Annotated in this window: 17 protein-coding genes; 4 read left to right on the top strand and 13 right to left on the bottom strand. The window is 73.4% G+C overall.

Annotation, left to right across the window (positions count from 1 at the left end; genetic code table 11):
- Positions 1 to 5: 5 nt before the first annotated feature.
- The 4 genes from rplU to ACFVVU_RS34715 form a co-directional block, all read right to left on the bottom strand.
- A complete protein-coding gene (gene rplU / locus ACFVVU_RS34730) occupies positions 6 to 320 on the bottom strand; it encodes a 50S ribosomal protein L21 (protein ID WP_030309710.1) in 315 nt (104 codons plus the stop codon).
- 219 nt (positions 321 to 539) lie between these two features.
- Positions 540 to 4,142 carry an Rne/Rng family ribonuclease gene (locus ACFVVU_RS34725; RefSeq protein ID WP_387793918.1) on the bottom strand — a complete coding sequence of 1,201 codons (3,603 nt, stop codon included), beginning with the start codon at positions 4,140 to 4,142 and terminating at the stop codon, positions 540 to 542.
- Between the two features lie 396 nt (positions 4,143 to 4,538).
- Complete coding sequence (locus ACFVVU_RS34720; protein WP_355372271.1) at positions 4,539 to 5,339, bottom strand: TIGR03936 family radical SAM-associated protein; 801 nt, start codon at positions 5,337 to 5,339, stop codon at positions 4,539 to 4,541.
- Positions 5,340 to 5,616: 277 nt separating this feature from the next.
- Entirely contained in the window at positions 5,617 to 7,545 is a 1,929-nt protein-coding gene (locus ACFVVU_RS34715; RefSeq protein WP_380682897.1) for a TIGR03960 family B12-binding radical SAM protein, read from the bottom strand.
- A 436-nt stretch (positions 7,546 to 7,981) separates the two neighbouring features.
- On the opposite strand from ACFVVU_RS34715, the gene ACFVVU_RS34710 reads away from it, so the two are divergent.
- Entirely contained in the window at positions 7,982 to 9,274 is a 1,293-nt protein-coding gene (locus ACFVVU_RS34710) for a M14 family zinc carboxypeptidase (RefSeq protein WP_387793917.1), read from the top strand.
- A 36-nt stretch (positions 9,275 to 9,310) separates the two neighbouring features.
- Here ACFVVU_RS34710 and ACFVVU_RS34705 read toward each other — a convergent pair whose 3' ends face one another.
- The gene (locus tag ACFVVU_RS34705) at positions 9,311 to 10,339 is read right to left on the bottom strand and encodes a GDSL-type esterase/lipase family protein (RefSeq protein WP_387793916.1); all 1,029 of its coding nucleotides are present in this window, start codon (positions 10,337 to 10,339) and stop codon (positions 9,311 to 9,313) included.
- Between the two features lie 188 nt (positions 10,340 to 10,527).
- Here ACFVVU_RS34705 and ACFVVU_RS34700 point away from each other — a divergent pair, with 188 nt between their 5' ends.
- Positions 10,528 to 11,034, top strand: a complete 507-nt coding sequence (locus ACFVVU_RS34700; protein WP_380682900.1) for a MarR family winged helix-turn-helix transcriptional regulator — start codon at positions 10,528 to 10,530, stop codon at positions 11,032 to 11,034.
- A 45-nt stretch (positions 11,035 to 11,079) separates the two neighbouring features.
- Positions 11,080 to 11,733, top strand: a complete 654-nt coding sequence (locus ACFVVU_RS34695) for a nitroreductase family protein (protein WP_387793915.1) — start codon at positions 11,080 to 11,082, stop codon at positions 11,731 to 11,733.
- Between the two features lie 66 nt (positions 11,734 to 11,799).
- Here the strand turns inward: ACFVVU_RS34695 and rodA are convergent, their stop codons facing one another.
- The 8 genes from rodA to ACFVVU_RS34655 form a co-directional block, all read right to left on the bottom strand.
- Positions 11,800 to 12,999, bottom strand: a complete 1,200-nt coding sequence (gene rodA, locus ACFVVU_RS34690) for a rod shape-determining protein RodA (RefSeq protein ID WP_380682902.1) — start codon at positions 12,997 to 12,999, stop codon at positions 11,800 to 11,802.
- Positions 12,996 to 15,263 (bottom strand): penicillin-binding protein 2, encoded by a 2,268-nt coding sequence (mrdA, locus tag ACFVVU_RS34685; RefSeq protein ID WP_387793914.1) that lies wholly within the window; start codon positions 15,261 to 15,263, stop codon positions 12,996 to 12,998. The genes rodA and mrdA overlap by 4 nt, the downstream gene beginning before the upstream one ends.
- A gap of 64 nt (positions 15,264 to 15,327) precedes the next feature.
- The gene (gene mreD, locus ACFVVU_RS34680; RefSeq protein WP_380682904.1) at positions 15,328 to 15,966 is read right to left on the bottom strand and encodes a rod shape-determining protein MreD; all 639 of its coding nucleotides are present in this window, start codon (positions 15,964 to 15,966) and stop codon (positions 15,328 to 15,330) included.
- Positions 15,967 to 15,969: 3 nt separating this feature from the next.
- A complete protein-coding gene (gene mreC / locus ACFVVU_RS34675) occupies positions 15,970 to 16,944 on the bottom strand; it encodes a rod shape-determining protein MreC (protein ID WP_380682905.1) in 975 nt (324 codons plus the stop codon).
- A gap of 92 nt (positions 16,945 to 17,036) precedes the next feature.
- Positions 17,037 to 18,062, bottom strand: coding sequence for a rod shape-determining protein (locus ACFVVU_RS34670; RefSeq protein ID WP_355372351.1), 1,026 nt, complete (start codon positions 18,060 to 18,062; stop codon positions 17,037 to 17,039).
- A 319-nt stretch (positions 18,063 to 18,381) separates the two neighbouring features.
- Positions 18,382 to 18,795 carry a nucleoside-diphosphate kinase gene (gene ndk, locus ACFVVU_RS34665; RefSeq protein ID WP_380682906.1) on the bottom strand — a complete coding sequence of 138 codons (414 nt, stop codon included), beginning with the start codon at positions 18,793 to 18,795 and terminating at the stop codon, positions 18,382 to 18,384.
- 132 nt (positions 18,796 to 18,927) lie between these two features.
- Complete coding sequence (locus ACFVVU_RS34660) at positions 18,928 to 19,266, bottom strand: DUF4233 domain-containing protein (RefSeq protein WP_355372308.1); 339 nt, start codon at positions 19,264 to 19,266, stop codon at positions 18,928 to 18,930.
- A gap of 2 nt (positions 19,267 to 19,268) precedes the next feature.
- Positions 19,269 to 20,660, bottom strand: coding sequence for a bifunctional folylpolyglutamate synthase/dihydrofolate synthase (locus tag ACFVVU_RS34655; RefSeq protein ID WP_380682907.1), 1,392 nt, complete (start codon positions 20,658 to 20,660; stop codon positions 19,269 to 19,271).
- Between the two features lie 174 nt (positions 20,661 to 20,834).
- Between ACFVVU_RS34655 and ACFVVU_RS34650 the strand changes: the two genes are divergently transcribed.
- On the top strand, positions 20,835 to 22,268 hold the full coding sequence (locus tag ACFVVU_RS34650) for a glycosyltransferase (protein WP_387793913.1): 1,434 nt from the start codon (positions 20,835 to 20,837) through the stop codon (positions 22,266 to 22,268).
- The last annotated feature ends 32 nt before the right edge of the window (positions 22,269 to 22,300 follow it).

The following is a 22,300-nucleotide window of genomic DNA, read 5'->3' as shown; positions in this document are numbered from 1 at the left end:
TCCCCTTACTTGACCGAGTCGATGCTGGTGATGCGCACCGCGGTGTGCTGCTGGCGGTGACCCTGGCGACGGCGGTAGCCCGTCTTGTTCTTGTAGCGCAGGATGACGATCTTGTCACCCTTGGTCTGGTCGACGACCTCGGCGTGGGCCTTGACGCCGGCCAGCACCCACGGGTCGGAGGTGACGGCCTCGCCGTCGACCACCAGGATGGTGGAGAGCTCCACCGAGTCACCCGGCTTGGCCTCGATACGGTCGATCTCCAGCACGTCGCCGACGGCGACCTTGTGCTGGCGGCCGCCTGCGCGAACGATCGCGTACATGCGGTACCTACTTTCCCAACTCGGTCGGAGCTCCCGATGCCAGCCACCTGGGTACGGACACAGGGGACCTCTCCCGCAGGACTCTTGCGAGACCCGGGAGGTGATGTGCTCGGAAGCATGGCGTAGACACGCCAGTGGTCAAGAATACGGACCGGCCGCCGCGGGGGCAAACCGGCCCGTACGGGTCCGGGGCGGAGGGGGTCCGCCCCGGACCGGGCACTACTCGGCCGCCGTATCACCCTCGGCGGCCGCCGCCTTCTTGGCCGCCGCGCTCGTCCGCTTGGTGGCGGTCTTGCGGGCGGTGGTCTTCTTCGCCGCCGTCGTCGTCTTCTTGGCGGCGGTGGTCTTCTTCGCGGCGGTCTTGCGGGCCGCCCGCTTCTTGGGCGCCGGGGCCTCCTCGGCGGGCTCCTCGGCCGCGGCCGGCTCGGCGGCGGCCTCGGCGGCCGGCTCGGTGACGGCCTCCGCGACGACCGGCTCGGCCACCGCCTCGGCGACGACCGGCTCGGCCGGGGCCGACGCGGCGGCGTCGGCGGCCGCGAGGGCCGACTCCAGCGCCGCCTCGGCCTTGGCCTGCAGCACCACGATCTCCGCCTCGCCCGGCGCACCGGCCGGGGCCGTGGCCTTGCGCACCGCCCGGCGGCGGGGCCGCCCACCGGGCGTGGTGGCGGGAGCCGGGGCGGCCGGAGCCTCGACGACCTCGGCGACCGCGGCCTCGACCTCGACCTCGGCCGGCGCCTCCTCGACGCCCGGCACCTCGATCGCCAGCTGGCCCTCGATCTCCTCGCGGACCGGCGCCTCGGGGGCGGTCTCGACGACCTCCGCCGGCTCGACGGCCTCCACGGCCTCCACGGCCTCGACGACCTGCGGCTCCTCGTGGGCCGCGCCGCCCTTGCCCCGGCGCCGGCGCTTGCCGCCACCCGTGCCCGCCTCGACGGCGGCCGCGCCGCCACCGGCGTGCACATGGGCGCTCGGCTGCTCCATGTGGACGATCACACCGCGGCCGTTGCAGTGCACGCAGGGCTCGGAGAAGGACTCCAGCAGCCCCTGGCCGACCCGCTTGCGGGTCATCTGCACCAGGCCCAGCGAGGTGACCTCGGCCACCTGGTGCTTGGTCCGGTCCCGGCCCAGGCACTCCAGCAGGCGGCGCAGCACCAGGTCGCGGTTGGACTCCAGGACCATGTCGATGAAGTCGATCACGATGATGCCGCCGAGGTCGCGCAGCCGCAGCTGGCGCACGATCTCCTCGGCCGCCTCGATGTTGTTCCGGGTGACCGTCTCCTCCAGGTTGCCGCCCTGGCCGACGAACTTCCCGGTGTTGACGTCGATGACGACCATCGCCTCGGTGCGGTCGATCACCAGCGAACCGCCGCTGGGCAGCCAGACCTTGCGGTCCAGCGCCTTCATCAGCTGCTCGTCGATCCGGTAGGTGGCGAACACGTCCACCTCGGAGGTCCAGCGCTGGAGCCGCTCGGCGAGGTCCGGGGCCACGTTGGAGACGTAGTCGTGGATGGTGTTCCACGCCTCGTTGCCGGAGACGATGACCTTGGTGAAGTCCTCGTTGAAGATGTCGCGCACGACCCGGACCGTCATGTCCGGCTCGCCGTAGAGCAGCGCCGGGGCGTTGCCCGACGCGGCCTTCTTCTGGATGTCCTCCCACTGCTGCTGCAGCCGCTGGACGTCGCGGGTCAGCTCCTCCTCGGAGGCGCCCTCGGCGGCGGTGCGCACGATGACGCCCGCGTCGTCCGGGACGATCTTCTTGAGGATCTGCTTCAGGCGGGCGCGCTCGTTCTCCGGCAGCTTGCGGGAGATGCCGGTCATCGAGCCCTCGGGCACGTAGACCAGGTAGCGGCCGGGCAGCGAGATCTGGCTGGTCAGGCGGGCGCCCTTGTGGCCGATCGGGTCCTTGGAGACCTGCACCAGCACGGACTGGCCGGACTTCAGCACCGACTCGATCCGGCGCGGGCCGCCGTGGCCGCCGAGCGCGCCGAAGTTGACCTCGCCGGCGTACAGCACCGCGTTGCGGCCCTTGCCGATGTCGACGAAGGCGGCCTCCATGGACGGCAGCACGTTCTGGACCTTGCCCAGGTAGACGTTGCCGACGTACGAGGTGGCCTGCTCCTTGTTGACGTAGTGCTCGACGAGCACGCCGTCCTCCAGGACGCCGATCTGGGTCCGCTGCCCGTTCTGGCGCACCACCATGACGCGCTCGACCGACTCCCGGCGGGCCAGGAACTCGGCCTCCGTGATGATCGGCACCCGGCGGCGGCCCAGCTCGCGGCCCTCGCGGCGGCGCTGCTTCTTGGCCTCCAGGCGGGTGGAGCCCTTGATGGACTGCACCTCGTCCGGGTCGAAGGAGGGCTCGGTGGAGCGGCGGCGCGGCTCTCGCACCTTCACCACCGTGCGGACGCCGTCCTCGGTGGTCTCGGCGGTCTCGACGGCGCCGGCCTCACCGCTGCGGCGGCGACGGCGGCGACGGCGGCGCGAGGAGGACAGGCCGGCGGCCAGGTCGTCGTCCTCGTCGTCCTCGTCGGCCGGCTCCTCGGCGGTGGGCTGCTCCGTCTCGGGCGCCTCGGCCTCGGTCTCCTCGGCCTCGCCACGACGGCGGCGGCGGCCGCCCCGGCGACGGCGGCGCGAGGGACGGCCGTCCTCCCACTCGTCCTCGGCCTCGGGGCCGGTGACGGGGGCCTCGACGGCGGCGGGCGCCTCGGCGGGCGGCTCCTCGACCACCGGCTTGTCGACGACGGGCTTCTCGACGGCCGGCTTCTCGACGACCGGCTTCTCCGCGGCGGACTTCGCGGCACCCCTGGCGGACTTCGAGCGCGCCGGGGTCTGCACCCGCACCGAGGTGCGGACGCGGCGGCGGCGGCCGACGCCGCTGTACTCGAACTCGTCCTCCTCCGCGCGCTCCTCGCGCTCCTCGCGCTCCACCGGCGCGGCGGGCGCCTCGGCGGCGGCCGGCTGCGGGGCGGCCGGCGCGGACGGGGCGACGTAGGGGGCGGGCTCCTGGAAGACCGGCGCCTGGAAGATCGCGGTGGACGGACGGACGGCGCGGCGGCGCACCCGGTGCGGCGGCTCGGCCTCGGCGGCCGGCGCGGGCGCGGGCTGCTCGACGGCGGGCGTCTCGACGACCGGCTCCTCGGCCGGGGCCTCCTCGGCCTCGGGCTCCTCGACGACGGGCGCGGGCTCGACCACCGGGGCGGCCTCGACCACCCGACGGCGGCGGGTACGGCGCGCGGGGGCGGCCGGGGCCTCCTCGACGGGCGCCTCGACGGCCACCGGCTCGGCGGCGACCGGCTCGACGACGGGCTCGGGCTCGGCGACGGCCTGCACCGGCTCCTCGACCGGCGCGGCCTCGGCCTTCTTGCGGGTCCGGCGGGCCCGCACGGGCTTCTCCGCCTTCTCCGCCTTCTCCGTCTTGTCGGCCTTCTCCGTCTTGTCGGCCTTCTCGGCCGTCTTCGGTGCCTCGGGCTCGGCGGCGGCCGACGTCCCGTCGGCGTCCGGCGCGGTGACCACGATGGCGGTGGCCTCGGGCGCACCGGCGGGCGCCTCGGCGCGCTTGCGGGTGCGGCGGGCGCGCACCGGCTTCTCCGCGACCGGCTCGGCGGCGGCGGTCTCGGGCTCGGCGGCGGCCGGCACCGGCTCCTCGGCGGCGATGACCGTCTCGGCGGTCTCCGCGGCCGCGCCCTGCGGCGCACCGGCCGGGCGGGACACCGCGCGGCGGCGCCGGCGCGGAGGCGCGGCGGACGCGCTCTCGCCGCCGGACGCGGCGGTGTCGTTCTGTTCCGTTGCCGCAGACTGCTGCGGATCGGTGTTCTCGAGCATGCGGGTGGATCTCCCGTCAGGCCCCCGGGCTCCGCATCCGGGCACGGCACGGCACCGGTGGCCGGCCGGCATCGCGACGATGCTCGGGCCGGACCCTTTCACGGTGCCGCCGCGCGGACGCGAGGCCGCACAGGGGCTCGTAGTCTCGCTCGGCGCCCCGCACTCGGCGGGGTGTCGAAAGTCTTCTGGTCTGACCAGTCTTCTGAGGTTTTCCCAAGCTGCGCCGTTCCCCAACCCCGGGTGGCTCCCGGACGGGGTCCTCGGGCCCACCGACCCTCGGGGTCGGCGGGCCGCAAGAGGCCGGCCTGTGCTTCGACGACGCTCGCTCCCCTGGGGAGCCGCGGGGGCCTGGAGGACCAGCGGGCCCAGTGGGGAACTGGACCCGGCCTCCGCCCGCTAGGCGGACGCGGTTGCGCGCGGCTCGCCGGTGGCCACAGGGCCGGCCGGGGCCGCGGCGCGGTCGAGCGCCAACGGGTCGGTCACCGTGCCGGTCCCCTCGTCGAGCGGCCCCTGCGCCAGCCTGGTCACCTCTGCGGGGACCGGCGGCGCCAGGTCGGCCGTCGCACGGAGACCGGACAACACGTCGTCGGGTCGTACGGCGGGTGTGGCGTGTCGTACTACCAGGCGCAGTATCGCACAGGGACGCCCGGTCCGAACATCGCGGGCCTCTTCACCCGCCGTGTCCGCACCGTCGACGACCTGCGGCGGGAGGAGTTCGAGAGCCGCCACCGCGCCGCGCGCGTCGAAGACCCGGACACCGTTCTTGGTGAGGCGTTCGACCTCGACCCGCTCCTCGGCGAGGAACAGCGCGATCGCGCGGCCCGCCTCCTGCGGCTCGACGCCGTCGAGCCGGACCTGCCATTCGGAGGCCTCCAGGCGCTCCACGAAGTTGGGCGTGCGCACCTCGACCGCGTCGATCACGTCGAGGCCCCCGGGCAGCGACTCGTCCAGTTGGACGCGCAGCTCCTCCGGGTCGCGGGGGGCGGCGAGCCCGATCTCCAGGTATTCCGCCTCGCTGGCCACGCCGGTCGGCGCGGCGTTGGCGTAGGACACCTTGGGGTGCGGGGTGAAGCCGGCCGAGTAGGCCATCGGCACCGCCGACCGGCGCAGGGCGCGCTCGAAGGCGCGCTGGAAGTCGCGGTGGCTGGTGAAGCGGAGCCGGCCGCGCTTGGTGTAGCGGAGACGGATCCGCTGCACCGTCGGCGCGGGCGGCGGACCGTCGGGCGTACGGCGTGCCAGGTCGCTCAGTCCTTCGTCAGTTGTCCCCGTCCACAGCGGCGGCGTTTTCCCGCCACTGTCCGGACGCTGTCACCTCAAAGGGTACGCGCCCCGACCCACCCCTCGCCCCGCCCCTGCTCGCGGCGGCCCTCCGGGCAGGCGGCGCGGGACGCGCGAGTGCCCCGGCGGACGGGTCCGCCGGGGCACTCGCGGGGCGCGCCCACCCGTTCGTGATCACGCACCGGTCACAAGTCGATCACTTGTTCACCACGGTGAGCGGGAGCAGCTTCTTGCCGGTGGGGCCGATCTGGATGTGGGTGTCCATCTGCGGGCAGACGCCGCAGTCGAAGCACGGGGTCCAGCGGCAGTCGTCGACCTCGACCTCCTCCAGGGCGTCCTGCCAGTCCTCCCAGAGCCAGTCCTTGTCGAGTCCGCTGTCCAGGTGGTCCCAGGGCAGGACCTCCTCGTAACCGCGCTCGCGGGTGGTGTACCAGTCGACGTCGACGCCGGTGCCGGCCAGGCCCTTCTCGGCGCTCGCCATCCAGCGGTCGTACGAGAAGTGCTCGCGCCAGCCGTCGAAGCGGCCGCCGTCCTCGTAGACCGCGCGGATGATCGCGCCGACCCGGCGGTCGCCGCGGGAGAGCAGGCCCTCCACGATGCCGGGCTTGCCGTCGTGGTAGCGGTAGCCGATGTTCTTGCCGTACTTGCGGTCGCCGCGGATCGAGTCGCGCAGCTTGGCCAGCCGGGCGTCGGTGGCCTCGGCGGACAGCTGCGGGGCCCACTGGAACGGGGTGTGCGGCTTGGGCACGAACCCGCCGATGGAGACGGTGCAGCGGATGTCGTTCTGGCCGGTGACCTCGCGGCCCTTCTGGATGACGTTCTTCGCCATCTCGCCGATCTGGAGCACGTCCTCGTCGGTCTCGGTGGGCAGGCCGCACATGAAGTACAGCTTCACCTGGCGCCAGCCGTTGCCGTAGGCGGTGGCGACGGTGCGGATGAGGTCCTCCTCCGACACCATCTTGTTGATCACCTTGCGCATGCGCTCACTGCCGCCCTCGGGGGCGAAGGTGAGGCCGGAGCGGCGGCCGTTGCGGCTGAGCTCGTTGGCGAGGTCGATGTTGAAGGCGTCGACGCGGGTGGACGGCAGCGACAGGCCGATCTTGTCCTCGGCGTAGCGGTCGGCCAGGCCCTTGGCGACGTCGGCGATCTCGGTGTGGTCCGCGGAGGACAGCGACAGCAGGCCGACCTCCTCGAAGCCGGTCGCCTTGAGCCCGCGCTCGACCATGTCGCCGATGCCGGTGATGCTTCGCTCCCGCACGGGGCGCGTGATCATGCCGGCCTGGCAGAAGCGGCAGCCGCGGGTGCAGCCGCGGAAGATCTCCACGGACATCCGCTCGTGGACGGTCTCGGCGAGCGGGACGAGCGGCTGCTTCGGGTAGGGCCACTCGTCGAGGTCCATCACGGTGTGCTTGGAGACCCGCCACGGCACGCCAGGGGCGTTCGGCACGACGCGCCCGATCCGGCCGTCGGCCAGGTACTCGACGTCGTAGAACTTCGGGACGTACACGCCGCCGGTGCGGGCCAGCCGCAGCAGCAGCTCGTCGCGCCCGCCCGGGCGTCCCTCGGCCTTCCACTGCCGGACGATCTTGGTGATGTCGAGCACGGCCTGCTCGCCGTCACCGATCACCGCGCAGTCGATGAAGTCCGCGATCGGCTCGGGGTTGAACGCGGCGTGGCCGCCGGCCAGCACGACCGGGTCCTCGTCGGTCCGGTCGGCGGCGGCCAACGGGATGCCGGCCAGTTCGAGCGCGGCCAGCATGTTGGTGTAGCCGAGCTCGGTGGAGAAGGAGAGCCCGAACACGTCGAAGGCGCGCACCGGCCGGTGGGCGTCCACGGTGAACTGGGGGACGCCGTGCTCGCGCATCAGCGCCTCGAGGTCCGGCCAGACGCTGTAGGTGCGCTCGGCGAGGACGCCCTCCTGCTCGTTGAGCACCTCGTAGAGGATCATGACGCCCTGGTTGGGCAGGCCCACCTCGTAGGCGTCGGGGTACATCAGCGCCCAGCGGACGTCGCAGGCGTCCCAGTCCTTGACGGTCGAGTTCAGCTCGCCGCCGACGTACTGGATCGGCTTCTGGACGTGCGGGAGGAGGGCCTCCAGGCGTGGGAAGACCGATTCGACAGTCATGAGTACTAGGAACCCTTACGACGTTCGGGACCGCCGCGCACTCCGCGGGGGCGACGGCTGGGAGGGGTGACCCTCAAGGGTAGCCGAACCGCCGTGGCCCCCGGCCCGGCCGAGGGCGGTGGTCCGGCCCCGGGGCCCGGTCCGGCCGGGGATCCCGGCACGTGAACGCGGCCCCACCGGCGTCCGACCGCGGGCCCACCGCGGCCCCACCGCGGGTGCCCGACGACTGTTGACACGTTCCGCGGGCACGTGCGGTACTGGCAAGGCTCCACCGGAAGGTCCTGTGCGCCCCCGGGACGAGGGAGTTGGCCGCGCGCGCACCGGCCGCGCCGGGAGGGCCCGGTGCGACCTCGCGCCGCGCTCCCGGCCGAGGCCCCCGACCCCGCGCCGGGCGCCCGACCGTGCCGCCCCGCCCGCCCCCGAGGACAGGAGAGCCATGACCGACACGGGCCGGCGGACGCGCCGGATCCAAGCCCCGCACCTCGACACCGGGACCTATCCGACGGTGGCGCGCGCGATCGCCGCGGCCCGCCGGCTGGCCCGCCGCCACCCGGGGCGCTGCCGGGTCCGCGAGGTGGGCCGCTCCCGGGCGGGGCGCCCGCTGGTGCTGCTCTCGGTGGACGGCGGCGAGCACACGGTGCTGGCCGTCGGCGGGCCGCACCCGAACGAGCCGGTGGGCCTGGCCGCCGCCGTCGGGCTGGCCGAGCGGGTGCTGGAGCTTCCGCCGCGCCCGGGGGTCGGCTGGCACGTCCTGCTCTGCCTGGACCCGGACGGCGCCGCGCTCAACGAGGGCTGGCTGCACGGCCCGCTGACCGCGGCCCGGCACTACGAGCACTTCTTCCGCCCGGCCTTCCACGAGCAGCCGGAGCTGCTGCCGCACCCGGACGGCCCGCTGGCGCCGATGCCGGAGAGCAGGGTGCTGACCGGGCTGATCGACGAGCTGCGCCCGGTGCTCCAGTGCTCGCTGCACGGCGTGGATTTCGGCGGCGCGTTCGTGCAGCTCACCCGGCCGCTGCCGGCCCTGGCCGACCGCTTCGCCCGCTCGGTGGCGCGCGGCGGCATCCCGCTGGACGTCGACTCCTACGACGCGGTCGGCTGGGACAGCCCGGCCCCCGGCACCTATGTGATGCCGGCGCCGGGCCGGCGCCGGCAGCCGCTGCCGGACCGCCCGGAGCTGTCCACCTGGTCGTACGCGGGCCGGTACGGCGGCATCACGGCGGTGCTGGAGGCACCGATGTGGGCGATCGACGCGGTCGGCGACGCCCGCCCGGCGCCGGACGTGCGCGCCGCCGTCGGGGCCTGCGCCGACCGGCTGGCCGGCCGGGTCGGGGAGCTGACCGCCCTGCTGCCGCTGGTGCCGCCGCACGCCGGGGTGGCGTACGGCCCGCTGCTGCGCGCCGTGGAGTTCAATCTGGCGGTCTGCCGGCCGGTGGTGGACGACTGGATCACCCACTGGTCGTCGGCGCCGCTGTCGGTGTCCCGGGTGACCGCGGCGCGGATCGCGGCCGAGCGGGTGCCGCTGCGGATCGCCTCGATGCTGCTGCGGCTGCTCGCGGACTGCGGCGGCCCGGCGGCGGACGCGGCCCGGGCGCGCGCCCGGGGGGTCGTCTCGGCGAGCCTGGAGGGCCTGCAGCGGCTGGGCGCCCGCTGGGTGCCGGTGGAGACCCAGGTCGCCCACCAGACCCGGGCGGTGTTCGCCGCCGCCGACCTCCTGCTGCCGCCCGGCTGACGGCGGCGAGCGGCGCCCCCGGCCGCCGCGCCCAGGTCAGTCGCCGAGCAGCGGCAGCAGGAACGGTTCGACCAGTCCGGCCAGCCGGTGCTCGCCGGCCGGCGTCGGGTGCAGGCCGTCGGCGTACAACCCGTCCGCCTCGGCGAGCGGCAGTACGTCGCGGCCGTCCACCAGGTGCAGCCGCCGGTCGCCGAGCCGTTGCAGCACCCGCACGGCCGCGCCGGTCAGCTCGCGCACGTCGGCCAGCGTCAACCCGGCGGCGTTGCGGACGTGTTCGCGCGGCGCCGACGGCAGGGCCGCGATCACGGCGATCGGGGTGTCCGGGTGCCCGTCCCGGACGGTCTCGACGAATCCGCCCACCGCTGGACCCCAACTGCGCGCGGTGAAGGCTGACTTGAGATAGGCGTTGGTGCCGATCTCCAGGGTGATCAGCTCGGCGGGGGTGTCCCGCAGGACCCGGGCGACCAACGGGTCCAGATAGGCCTGCCCGGCGAACCCGAGGTTGCGCAGCCGCCAGCCGCGGCGGCGCGCGAGCAGCGCGGTCCAGCTCTCGGAGGGCCCGTGCGGGAACATGGCGTGCGTCAGCGAGCTGCCGTAGGCGGCCCAGCGCGGTCCGGCGCGCCGGACCGGCGCCAGCAGCCGGTGGCCGGACAGGCCGACGGCGGCGAGGCGGGTGCGGGACAGGTGCGGCAGCCACACCTCGACCTCGGCCGGGACGCCGGGCAGGGCGATGTCGATCCGTTCCCGGCCGGGCCCGGGGCGGCGGCGGTGGACGAGCACGCCGTCGGCGAGCACGTCCAGCGGCGCCCCGCCCGCCTCCGCGTCCACGTCCAGGAGCAGCCGGGCCGCGTCGGTGCGCACGGCGAAGCGGGCGCCGGCCGGGAGCGCGGCGAGCCGGCCGAAGTCCTCGCTGAGCGTGGTGGCGATCCGCTCCTGCGGCATCCGCAGCGGCAGCACCGTCCCGCCGGCCCGCTCGAAGCCGCAGACGCCGTCCCAGCCGAGCCGTTCGTCCGCCGGGTCGAACCATCGCACCCGCGGCTCCCCCGCGGCTCCGGTCCCGGTCATCGCCCACCCCCGTCCGTCCGCCGGCGGACCCCTCCGCCGGCGCATCCGTCCACCGGCAAATCCGTCTTCCGGCCAACAATCTGACCTTCAATCACGTATGCTCACCGAAACGTATCGGCAGAAATCATCTACCGTCAAACAATCTCCGGGGAGCGTTATGCTGGCCGTCCACCACCGAAGGAGCCCCGATGGCCACCGCCCCCCGGCCCGCCCGCCTCGCCTCGCCCAGCCGGGCGGACGACGGCGGCGAGCGGCGGCGCTACTTCGCCGCGCTCACCCTGGACCGCCCGGACGTCGCGCTCTGCCGGGCCACCACCGCGGTCGCCCGCTCCATCGACGAGCGGCTCTCCGGGGGCCCCCTGACGGTCCCCCAGCACCTGGTGCTCAAGATGCTCGCCGCCGTCGGCAGCTGCTCCCAGCAGGAGCTGAGCGAGCAGCTGCGGATCGACCGCAGCGTCATGGTCGGCTGCGTCGACGCCCTGGAGGGCGCCGGCCTGGTCCGCCGCGAGCGCCACCCCCGCGACCGCCGCGCCTACGCCGTCACCCTCACCCCGGACGGCAGCGCCGCCCTGGCCGAGGCCGACCGCGCCATGGCGCCCGTCCTGGACCACGCCTTCGCCGCCCTCTCCCCGGACGAGCGCGCGACGCTGGTCCGCCTCACCCGCAAGCTCCTCGACGTCCCGCCGGCCGACTGAGGCCCCGCCCCGCGGCCGGCCCACCGATCCCGGAGGCCACCGGCCGTGCCACAGCTCGATCTGACCACCGACCAGCTCCTCACCACCACCCGGGCGGTGCGCCGCCGCCTCGACCTCACCCGCCCGGTCGACCGGGCCCTGGTCGAGGAGTGCCTGGCCCTCGCCACCCAGGCCCCCACCGGCCGCAACCGCCAGCGCTGGGACTTCGTGGTGGTCACCGACCCGGCCCGGCGGGCCGCCCTGGCCGGCCTCTACCGGCTCGGCCTGACCCACCCCCGCGACCGCGTCGCCCGCACCGGCCTGGACCGCACCACCGAGGACACCGCCCGCCGGCTGCGGCTGGCGGTGAGCGCCCAGCACCTCTTCGACCACCTGCACGAGGTCCCGGTCCTGGTGGTGCCGTGCGTCCGGATCGAGAGCCGGCACGAACTGGCCGGCCACACCGGCCAGGCCAACGCCTGGGGCTCGATCCTCCCGGCCGTCTGGCAGTTCATGCTCGCCGCCCGCTCCCGCGGCCTCGGCACCGCCTGGACCACCCCGCACCTGCACTACGAGCGCGAGGCCGCCGAGCTGCTCGGCATCCCCTACGAGACGGTCGCCCAGACCGCGCTGGTCCCGCTCGCCCACACCCTGGGCACCGACTTCCGCCCCGGCCCGCGGGTGGACACCGCCCGGATCACCCACTGGGACAGCTGGTAGCCCCCGGACGACAGAAAGGGCCGGCCCGGGGGAACACCCCGGACCGGCCCCGCCGCACCGGCCTTCTCAGGCCGCTATCGGCCGCTGGCTCTGCACCGCCTGCAGCAACCCGATCGCCACCCAGGTCGAGAACATCGACGAGCCTCCGTAGGAGACGAACGGCAGCGGGATGCCGGCCACCGGCATGATGCCCAGGCACATCCCTATGTTCTCGAAGCCCTGGAAGGCGAACCAGGCGACCACCCCGGCCGCCACGATGGTGCCGTACAGGTCGGTGGCGTGCCGGGCGATCCGGCAGGCCCGCCACAGCACCACGCCGAGCAGCACGATGATCGCCATCGCGCCGAGGAAGCCCAGCTCCTCGCCGGCCACCGTGAACACGAAGTCGGTCTGCTGCTCCGGCACGAACTGCCCGGTGGTCTGCGTCCCGTGGAACAGGCCCTTGCCGGTCAGCCCGCCGGAGCCGATCGCGATCCGGGCCTGCGCGGTGTTGTAGCCGACGCCGGACGGGTCGAGCGCCGGGTTGGCGAAGGCGGCGAAGCGGTCGATCTGGTACTTGCTCAGCACCCCGAGCTTCCAGATCGCCACACATCCGCCGACACCGGCCAGCATCAGCCCGAGCACCCAGCGGTTGGCCGCGCCGGAGGCCAGCAGGATGCCCAGCACGATGACGGCCATCACCATCACCGAGCCGGCGTCCGGCATCAGCATCACTATGGCCATCGGCAGCGTCGCCCAGACCAGCGCGCGGAACACCGCCTTGTCGGCCGGGAACTCCCGCTCCCCCGCGTCCACCTGGTCGGACATCACGATCGCCATCGACAGCACGATCGCCAGCTTGGCGAACTCGGCCGGCTGCACCGAGAAGCCGCCGCCCAGCTGGATCCAGGAGTGCTGGCCGTTGATGGTCGAGCCGAGCGGGCTGAGCGTGGCCAGCAGCAGCAGGATCACGCCGGCGTACAGGAACGGCACGAGGGTGCGGAACCGCCGGCTCCCTATCGCTATCACCACCGCGCACAGCACCGCCCCGATCAGGACGTTGGTCAGGTGCCGGAACAGGAAGTACTGCGGGTCGCCGTGGGTCAGCGAGTCGCGCCCCCGGGTCGCCGACCAGACCAGCAGCGAGCTGCCCAGCGAGAGGACCACCGCGGCCAGCAGCAGTATCCAGTCGATCCGCCACAGCGGGGAGTCCTTGGCCAGCGACTTGGGCACCCCGCCGCGCTGCGGGGCGAGCCGCAGCTGGCGGTACGAGCCGTAGGAGGTCATGCCCGGCCCCTTCCGGTGGAGCGGGTGGGTTCGACGGCGGCCTCGGCCGCGACGAGCACCGGGGCGGCGCCGCCGGACTGCGCCGGGTCCAGGAAGACCCGCGGCGAGTCGCCGCTCACCCCGGGGTCGCCGAGCCCGGCGCCGTCCGCGCCGAACGAGGCCGGCTTGACGATCGCGGTGCCGTCCGGGTTGAACTTCGGCAGCTCGGCCTGCGGCGTGGGCAGCAGCGCCTTGCCCTGGTCGACGTTGCCCTTGTCGTCGACGCCGTACAGCGACTGGTAGATCCGCCGGATCGCGTCGCCGGAGCCACCGGAGCCGGTGCCGCCCTGGCTTATCGTCATCACGACCGCGTAGTCGCGGCTGTAGGTGGTCAGCCAGGAAGTGGTCTGCTTGCCCTCGACCTCGGCGGTGCCGGTCTTGGCGTGCAGCTCGATCTTGCCCTGCGGCCAGCCCGCGCCGGTGAACTTCCAGGCGGCGGTGCCGTTGGTGATGACGCCCGCGGTGGCCTGGTCGATGTAGCCGAGCAGCTTCTGGTCGCCGGGCAGCCGGCCGTCCTCGTGCGGGGCGATCTCGCGGACGAGCTCCCCGCTCGGGCTTATCACGGCCTTGGCGACCGTCGGCCGGTAGAAGGTGCCGCCGTTGGCGAGCGCCGCGTAGATCCGGGCCATCTGGATCGGGGTGACCAGGGTGTCGCCCTGGCCGATCGCGAAGTTGACGGCGTCACCCGCGCGCATCTGGTAGCCGTCGACGCAGTTCTCCCGGGCGATCTGGTCGGAGAAGCTGTTGCCGCCCTTCTCCGCCTGCTTGCACCAGGCGTCCTTGTTGTTGTCGTAGAAGGACTGCTTCCACTGCCGGTCCGGCACCCGGCCGGTGACCTCGCTCGGCAGGTCGATGCCGGTCTTGGCTCCGAGGCCGAACTGGTGGGCGGTCTTGAAGAACCAGTCGCCCGGGTCCTTCTTCGGCTTGATGCCGCCGTCCTTCATCCACTGGTCGTACGCCAGGCCGTAGAAGACGGTGTCGCAGGAGACCTCCAGGGCCCGCTCCAGGGAGATCGGGCCGAAGTTCTCGCTCTCGAAGTTCTTGAACTCGCGCCCGCCGATGGTCAGGCTCTTCGGGCAGTCGTAGCGGCCGTCGAGCGAGTAGCCGGCCTGGACGGCGGCGGTGGTGGAGATGACCTTGAACGTCGAGCCGGGGGCCGACTGACCCTGTATGGCCCGGTTGAGCAGCGGGAAGTTGGACTCCTTGCTGGTCAGCGCCTGGTAGTCCTTGCCGCTGATGCCGCCCTGCCACAGGTTGGGGTCGTAGGTGGGGGCGCTGGCCATCGCGACGATCCGCCCGGTGTGCACGTCCATCACGACGGCGGCGCCGGAGTCGGCCTCGTAGTTGCGGTTGGTGACCTTGTCGAAGGTCTTGCGGGCGTCGGCCATGGCCTGCGCCAGGTTGTCCTCGACGACCTTCTGCACCCGGGCGTCGATGCTGGTCACCAGGTTGTTGCCGGTCTGCGGGGCGGCCTGGTCGGCGGTGCCGATCACCCGGCCGAGGTTGTCCACCTCCAGCTTGGTGATGCCGGCGGTGCCGCGCAGGTCGCGGTCGTAGACGGACTCCAGCCCGGCGCGGCCGATCTGGTCGGCCGGCAGGTAGCGGTCCAGGCCGGCCTGGTCGGCGGTCTTCGAGACCTCCTCGTCGGTGACCGGCGAGAGGTAGCCGAGCACCTGGGCGAGGTTCGCGCCCTCGGCGCCGGTGTAGTGGCGCACGGCGGTGGGCTGGGCGGTGACCCCGGGGAAGTCCTCCCGGCGCTCCATTATCTGCATCGCCTGCTGGGTGGTCGCCTCCTTGGTGACCGGGATCGGCTGGTAGGGCGAGCCGTTCCAGCAGGGCTGCGGGGTCTTGGCGTCGCAGAGCCGGACCTTCTCCTGGACGTCCTTGGCGGGCATCCCGAGCACCTCGGCGAGCCGGGTCAGCACCGCCTTGCCGGCGTCCTTCTGCTGGAGCAGCGAGGTGCGGCTGACCGAGACGACCAGCTTGGTCTCGTTGCCCGCGAGGATCCGCCCGGAGGCGTCCAGGATCTCGCCGCGCACGGCCGGTTCGACGACCTCGCGGATGTGGTTGCCGGTCGCCTTGGCGGTGTAGACGCTGGCGTTGCGGATCTGCAGGTACCACAGCCGTCCGCCGAGGGTGGCGAGCAGCGAGAGCACCAGGATCTGCAGCACCACCAGACGGATCGTCACCCGCCGGGTACGGCCGGTCTCGGGGATGTTGCTCACGTCTCGTGCGCTCCAAAAACAGAACGGGGGCGGGCGGGCTGGTCGGGCCGGGTCGGCACCGGGGCTACGGGCGCTTTCCCGCGCCCAGCAGGCGCTTCTTCTTGAAGGACGCGCCGCCCGTGGTGTCACGGGTGGTGCGGTAGCGGGCCAGGCTGCCGAGGCCGGGGCCGCCCTCGTCGTCGTCGGCGACGGCCAGCGGGTCCTTGCCGAACCGGCGGGCGATCAGCATCACGGCGGGCACCACGAAGGGGGCGAGCAACAGGTCGTAGATCAGCGCGGTGACCACCAGCTGGCCGAGCCCGACGTGCCGGGCGGCGGTGTCGCCGACCAGCGCGCCGACCATCGCGTACAGCAGGGTGGAGGCGATCGCGGCGCCGCCCACCACCAGCAGCGCGCTGAGGACCGAGCGCTGGCGCCCGTGCTCGGGGCGCAGCAGTCCGGCGGCGTAGCCCATCAGGCAGAGCACCAGCGCGTAGCGGCCGATGGCGTGGTCGGAGGGCGGGGCGAGGTCGGCGAGCAGGCCGGCCGCGAAGCCGACCAGGCAGCCGCCGGTCGGCCCGTAGACGAGGGCGAGGCCGACCACGACGAGCAGCAGCACGTCGGGGGTGGCCCCGGGCAGTTGCAGCCGGCCGAAGACGCTGACCTGGAGCAGCAGGCCGAGCAGGATCAGGACGGCGGAGACGGGGATGCGGGCGAGGCGCATGGCTCAGTTCCCCCCAGTGGGCTTGGCGGGCGGGAGGGCGGCCGGGGCGGCGGGCACCAGGGGCACGGCCGGCCCGGCGGGCGCCGCCGGCGCGGCCTGGCCCTGGGCGGCGGGCGCGGGGGCGGGCGGCAGGACGGCGTCGCGCGGGTCGGTGCGCGGCGGGACGACGACCACGCCGACCAGGTCGAGCCGGGTGAACTGGACGAAGGGCTCGACCAGGACGGTCTTGGTGAGCTGTCCGGGGTTGGCCTCGACCTGGACGACCTTGCCGACCGGGACGCCGGGCACGAACGGGCGGCCGCTCTGCGAGCCGAAGGTGACCAGCCGGTCGCCCTCCTTGACCTGGGCCTTGCCGTTGAGCAGCGAGACCTTCATGGCGCTGGTGCCGCCGCCGGCGGCGAAGCCGATCTCGCCGCTGCCCTCCAGCCGGGTGCCGGCGGTGAAGCCGGGGTCGGAGGCGAGCAGCACGGTGGAGGTGGTCGGGGCGACGGTGGTGATCCGGCCGACCAGGCCCTGGCCGTTGATGACGGTCATGTCGCGGGTGAGGCCGTCGTCGCTGCCGGCGTCGATGGTGATGGTCCAGGAGAAGCCCTGCGCCGGGCCGATCGCGATGGTCTGGGCGGCCTTGACGGTGTATCCGCCGGCGCCCGCGGTGCGCAGCAGGTCGTCGAGCTGCTTGGTGCGCCCGCCGGCCATGTCGGAGGAGGCGAGCTTCTGCCGCAGGTCGGTGTTCTCGCGGGCGAGCTGGTCGGTGCGGCCGCTGTGCGAGGCGGCGTCGCGGAAGGCCCGGACGGTGTCGGCGACCGGGTCGACGGCGGTGGCGGCGCCGCGTTCGACCGGGCCGAGGACGGCGGCCGCCGCGCGCCGGGCGCCGCCGAGCGGGGAGCTCTCACCGCCCTTGATGTCGACGGTGATCAGTGCGAAGGCGACGGCCACCAGCAGGATCAGCAGCAGCCGGCTCTCTCGTGTGTCCCTCACGGTGCTGGTACTGCCCCTTCGTACCCCTGGCCGCCGGACCGGGCTGTGGACCCGGGCGGGGGCCCGTCAGTTCGGCTGTGGTGTCGGTTCTGCTAGCGGCGCGGCGCGGCGTCGAGTACCTGCTGGAGCGCCTCGAACTCCTCGACGCACTTGCCGGAGCCGAGTGCGACGGAGTCCAGCGGGTTCTCCGCGATGTGGATCGGCATGCCGGTCTCCCGGCGCAGCCGCTCGTCCATGCCGCGGAGCAGGGCGCCGCCGCCGGTGAGCACGATGCCCCGGTCCATGACGTCGCCGGCCAGCTCGGGCGGGCACTGGTCGAGGGTGGTCTTGACCGCGTCGATGATCGAGTTGACCGGCTCGTCGATGGCCTCGCGGACCTCGGCGGCGGAGATGACGACGGTCTTGGGCAGGCCGCTGACCAGGTCGCGGCCGCGGATCTCGGCGTGCTCGTCCTTCTCGCCCTCCAGGCCGAAGGCGGAGCCGATGCTCATCTTGATCTGTTCGGCGCTGCGCTCGCCGAGGAGCAGCGAGTACTCCTTCTTGATGTGCTGGACGATGGCGTTGTCCAGCTCGTCGCCGGCGACCCGGATGGACTGCGCGGTGACGATGCCGCCGAGCGAGATGACGGCGACCTCGGTGGTGCCGCCGCCGATGTCGACGACCATGTTGCCGGTGGGCTCGTGGACGGGCAGCCCGGCGCCGATGGCGGCGGCCATCGGTTCCTCGATGATGTGCACCTGGCGGCAGCCGGCCTGCAGGGAGGCCTCGATGACGGCGCGGCGCTCGACGCCGGTGATGCCGGAGGGGACGCAGACGACGACCCGGGGGCGGGCGAGGAAGCGGCGGCGGTGCACCTTGAGGATGAAGTAGCGCAGCATCCGCTCGGTGATCTCGAAGTCGGCGATGACACCGTCCTTGAGCGGGCGGATGGCGACGATGTTGCCGGGGGTGCGGCCGATCATCTTCTTGGCCTCGGAGCCGACGGCGAGGATGCCCCCGGTGTTGGTGTTGACCGCGACCACCGACGGCTCGTTGAGGACGATGCCCTTGCCCCTGACGTACACCAGCGTGTTGGCAGTTCCGAGGTCGATCGCCAAGTCGCGGCCGATGAACGACAGGTTGCTCGCCATGGGGTGGGGTGCCTTTCCCGGGCTCGGAGTCATGTGGGGTGGACGGTGTGCGCGCCCACGCGTGGGCGGCGACCAGCTGAGCTGCCTTACCGGGCCCTTGAGTCGCGTCCATCGTAGTCACGCCGGTCGGCACTGACGTCGAGGTGGGGCATGCCGTCCATTGTCCGGGGCGTGATCGCTTCTCCGGGCATTGGGACGCCGTGTCGGAGGGCCTGGTTCCCTATTTCCCGATAAGAATGCCCCGGCCGGGCCAATAGTCCCGACCGGGGCCTTCCGAAGGGCCCGAATGATCGCCGCGCCGGTCGGGTCAGGCGTGGGCGGGGAAGAAGATCTTGATCTCGCGCTCGGCGGACTCGACCGAGTCGGAGGCGTGGATGAGGTTCTCGCGGGTGATCGTCGCGTAGTCGCCGCGGATGGTGCCGGCACCGGCCTCCAGCGGGTTGGTGGCGCCGGCCAGCATGCGGATGCCGGGGACGACCTCCTCGCCCTCGACGATCAGGGCGATGGACGGGCCGGAGGTCATGAACTCCAGCAGCGGCTCGTAGAACGGGCGGCCGACGTGCTCCGCGTAGTGGTGCTCCAGCGTCGCCCGGTCGAAGGTGCGCAGCTCGACGGCGGCGAGCCGCCAGCCGGCCTTGCGCTCGATGCGGCTGATGATCTCGCCGGCCAGGCCGCGCTTGACGGCGTCGGGCTTGAGCAGGACGAGAGTGCGCTGGGACACGGGGCGTCTCCTGGAGGAAGGGGTTCGGCACGCACGCGGTTCGACGCGCACGCGCCGATCCGCGTGCGCCGTGCGACTACCGCAGAGGTTACCTTGCGTGAGCGAACGCGCCGGACCCGGTCCGGGGCCGCCTCAGACGGCCGCTGCGGCGGCCCGGGCGGCCTTGATCTCGTCGATCTTGCGGCCGTAGTGCACCGAGCACCACCACAGTCCGGCGAAGACCACGCCGAGCCCGAACATGGTCGGCACGACGAAGCCGCTGGCGATCAGCGCGAGCTGCAGGGCCCAGCCGACGGCGACCGCGCCGGGGCGGTTGATCATGCCGCAGAGCAGCAGGCACAGCGCCATGGCGATGCCGCTGACGGTCCACAGCGCCCCGGTGGAGACGTCGGAGAGCTGCATCGCGACCAGCGCCGCGAACAGCACCACGAGGGCCTCGCCGATCAGCGTCGAGGAGCAGAGCGTCCTCATCGTCACTTCCTCCCGAGCAGCAGGCGGGCCTCGCCCACCGTGATGACCGAACCGGTGACCAGCACCCCGGCGCCGCCGAGGTCGCCCTCCTCCTCGGCCAGGGTGACGGCGGCGGCGATGGCGTCGTCGAGCCGGGGCTCGACCTGGACGCGGTCCTCGCCGAAGACCTCGACCGCGAGCGCGGCCAGCTCGTCCACGTCCATCGCACGGTGGGTGGAGTTGCGGGTGACGACGACCTCGGCGAGCAGCGGCTCGAAGGCCTCCAGGAGGCCGGCCACGTCCTTGTCGCCGCTGGTGCCGATGACGCCGACCAGGCGGGTGAAGCCGAAGGACTCGGTGAGCGCGGCGACGGTGGCCCGGGCGCCGTGCGGGTTGTGGGCGGCGTCCAGGACGATGGTGGGGCTGCGCCGGACGACCTCCAGGCGGCCCGGGGAGCTGACACCGGAGAACGCCTGGCGGACCTTGTCGGTGTCGAGCTTGCCGCCGCGGGCGCCGCCGACACCGAAGAACGCCTCGACGGCGGCCAGGGCGAGGGCCGCGTTGTGCGCCTGGTACTCGCCGTGCAGCGGCAGGAAGACGTCCTCGTACTCCTCGCCGCCGAGCCCGCGCAGGGTCACCAGCTGGCCGCCGACCGCGAGTTCGCGGCGGATGACGCCGAACTCCAGGCCCTCGCGGGCGACCGTGGCGTCGACCTCCACGGCGCGCCGCAGGATGGTCTGGGCGGCGTCGAGCTGCTGCTGGGCGACAACGGCGACGGAGCCGGGCTTGATGATCCCGGACTTCTCGACGGCGATCTCGCCGGTGGTCTCCCCCAGCTTGTCGGTGTGGTCCAGGCCGATCGGGGTGATCACCGCGACGGTCGCGTCGATGACGTTGGTGGCGTCCCAGGAGCCGCCCATGCCGACCTCGACCACGGCGACGTCCACCGGCGCGTCGGCAAAGGCCGCGTAGGCCATGCCGGTGAGCACCTCGAAGAAGGACATGGCGACCGGCTCGCGCTCGTCGACCATCCGCACGTAGGGCTCGATGTCGCGGTAGACCTCGACGAACCGCTCGGGGGTGATCGGGGCGCCGTCCAGGGTGATCCGCTCGGTGACGCTCTCCACGTGCGGGCTGGTGTAGCGGCCGGTGCGCAGCTCGAAGGTGCCGAGCAGCTGCTCGATCATCCGGGCGGTGGAGGTCTTGCCGTTGGTACCGGTGACGTGGATGGAGGGGAAGGACCGCTGGGGCTGGCCCAGGATGTCCATCAGGGCCTCGATCCGGTCGAGCGAGGGCTCCAGCTTGTTCTCCGGCCAGCGCTCGGAGAGTTCCACCTCGACGTCGCGCAGGGCGTCGCCGGTACCGCCGTCGGCGGGGCGGAGGGTGTACGGGTTCGGGTCGGCCTTGTCGCTCACGACCACAGTCTACGGAGCGGGGGCCGACGCTCCTCACGGGGTGAGAACCACCACTTTGCCCGAGTTGAACAGTTTCCTCTGTTTACTATCGATTTAGCGACATCAGACCGCAATGAAGCATTGATTCGCACCCCAAGGAGACAAAACACCTTCGATCATGAGGAGCAGCTCGCCATGCCCGACGCCCTGCGCCAGTTCGTCGAGATGCGCCGCGAGGGGTTCCTCCAGCTCGGCGGGCTGATCTCGCTGGCCCTGCTCTGCTACATGGTCCTCGTCTTCGGCCGCTTCCTCGTCTACTGGGCCGGCTCCCGCCACGCCTTCCGGCACAGCAGCCCGGCCGGGCCCGGCGACCCCGCCGCCTTCCGGTGGCACCTGGTGATCCCCTGCCGGGACGAGGAGGCGGTGATCACCCAGACCCTCGCCGGCCTGCGGGCCGTCGCCCCCGCCGCCCACCTGTGGGTGATCGACGACGACAGCGACGACGGCACCCGCGCCCTGGTGCTCGCCGCCGCCGAACGCGACCCGCGCGTCCACCTGGTGCAGCGCCGCCGCCCGCACGCCCGGATCGGCAAGGGCGCCGCGCTGAACGCCGCCTACCGGGAGATCTCCGCCTGGCTGCCGCCCGGCACCGACCGCTCCCGGGTGGTCCTCGGCGTGGTCGACGCCGACGGGCGGCTCGACCCCGGCACCCTCGAACAGGTCTGCAACGACCGCGCGATGGGCCGCCCCGACACCGGCGCCGTGCAGATCGGCGTGCGGATGCGCAACGCCGACGACGAACGGCCGCTGCCCGGCCGCGGCCGGACCGCCAACGCGGTGGCCCGCGCCCTGGTGCGGATGCAGGACGTCGAGTTCCAGGCCAACAACGCCGGCATGCAGCTGCTGCGCCGCCGCACCGGCAGCGTCGGCCTCGGCGGCAACGGCCAGTTCGTCCGGCTCACCGCCCTGGACTCGCTGACCGCCGAGGAGGGCCGCGCCGGCCGCCCCTGGCCCGAGCGCGCCCTGCTGGAGGACTACGAGTCCGGCCTCGACCTGCGCCTGGCCGGCTGGCGGCTCACCCATGTCACCGAGGCCAACGTCTCCCAGGAGGCCCTGGTCTCCTGGCGGCGCTTCCTCACCCAGCGCACCCGCTGGGCCCAGGGCAACATGCAGTGCCTGCGCTACACCGGCCGGGTGCTGCGCTCGCGGCACTACCGGCCCGCCGGCAAGGCCGAGGTGCTCTACACCTTCCTCCAGCCGGTGGTCTGCGTCCTGCTGGTCGTCCTCACCCCGCTGTCGCTGGCGATCACCGGGGCGGGGCTGGCGCTCTTCCCCGAGGAGACCGCCGACTTCCAGCTGCGGTACGGCCCGTGGATGGTGCTCGCCTTCGTGCTCGCCACCCTGCCGATGGTCTTCTGGGGCCCGGCCTACCGCCGGCTCGTCCACCCCGACCGCCGCCGGCTCACCGGCCTGCTCTGGGGCGTCCTGGTCTGGCTCTACGCCTACCACCTGTTCGTGGTCGCCACCCGGGCCGCCGTACGCCTGCTGCTCGGCCGCAACGGCTGGGCCAAGACCCGGCGCAACGCCGAGAAGGTCGCCCTCGGCGACCCCACCGCGCTCGAGTCCTGAACCCCCGCTCCTCCTTCGCCTCCCGACCGCCC

Source organism: Kitasatospora sp. NPDC057965 (genome assembly GCF_042887135.1).
GTDB lineage: Bacteria > Actinomycetota > Actinomycetes > Streptomycetales > Streptomycetaceae > Kitasatospora.
Note: the sequence above shows the minus strand (reverse complement) of the source record. Positions and strands in the feature narration are given on the sequence as shown.

Excerpts from the sequence above, each read along its gene's own strand:
- rplU (WP_030309710.1), bottom strand. The coding sequence starts at position 320 with ATGTACGCGATCGTTCGCGCAGGCGGCCGCCAGCACAAGGTCGCCGTC.
- ACFVVU_RS34725 (WP_387793918.1), bottom strand. The coding sequence starts at position 4,142 with ATGCTCGAGAACACCGATCCGCAGCAGTCTGCGGCAACGGAACAGAAC.
- ACFVVU_RS34715 (WP_380682897.1), bottom strand. The coding sequence starts at position 7,545 with ATGACTGTCGAATCGGTCTTCCCACGCCTGGAGGCCCTCCTCCCGCAC.
- ACFVVU_RS34710 (WP_387793917.1), top strand. The coding sequence starts at position 7,982 with ATGACCGACACGGGCCGGCGGACGCGCCGGATCCAAGCCCCGCACCTC.
- ACFVVU_RS34705 (WP_387793916.1), bottom strand. The coding sequence starts at position 10,339 with ATGACCGGGACCGGAGCCGCGGGGGAGCCGCGGGTGCGATGGTTCGAC.
- ACFVVU_RS34700 (WP_380682900.1), top strand. The coding sequence starts at position 10,528 with ATGGCCACCGCCCCCCGGCCCGCCCGCCTCGCCTCGCCCAGCCGGGCG.
- rodA (WP_380682902.1), bottom strand. The coding sequence starts at position 12,999 with ATGACCTCCTACGGCTCGTACCGCCAGCTGCGGCTCGCCCCGCAGCGC.
- mreD (WP_380682904.1), bottom strand. The coding sequence starts at position 15,966 with ATGCGCCTCGCCCGCATCCCCGTCTCCGCCGTCCTGATCCTGCTCGGC.
- ACFVVU_RS34660 (WP_355372308.1), bottom strand. The coding sequence starts at position 19,266 with ATGAGGACGCTCTGCTCCTCGACGCTGATCGGCGAGGCCCTCGTGGTG.
- ACFVVU_RS34650 (WP_387793913.1), top strand. The coding sequence starts at position 20,835 with ATGCCCGACGCCCTGCGCCAGTTCGTCGAGATGCGCCGCGAGGGGTTC.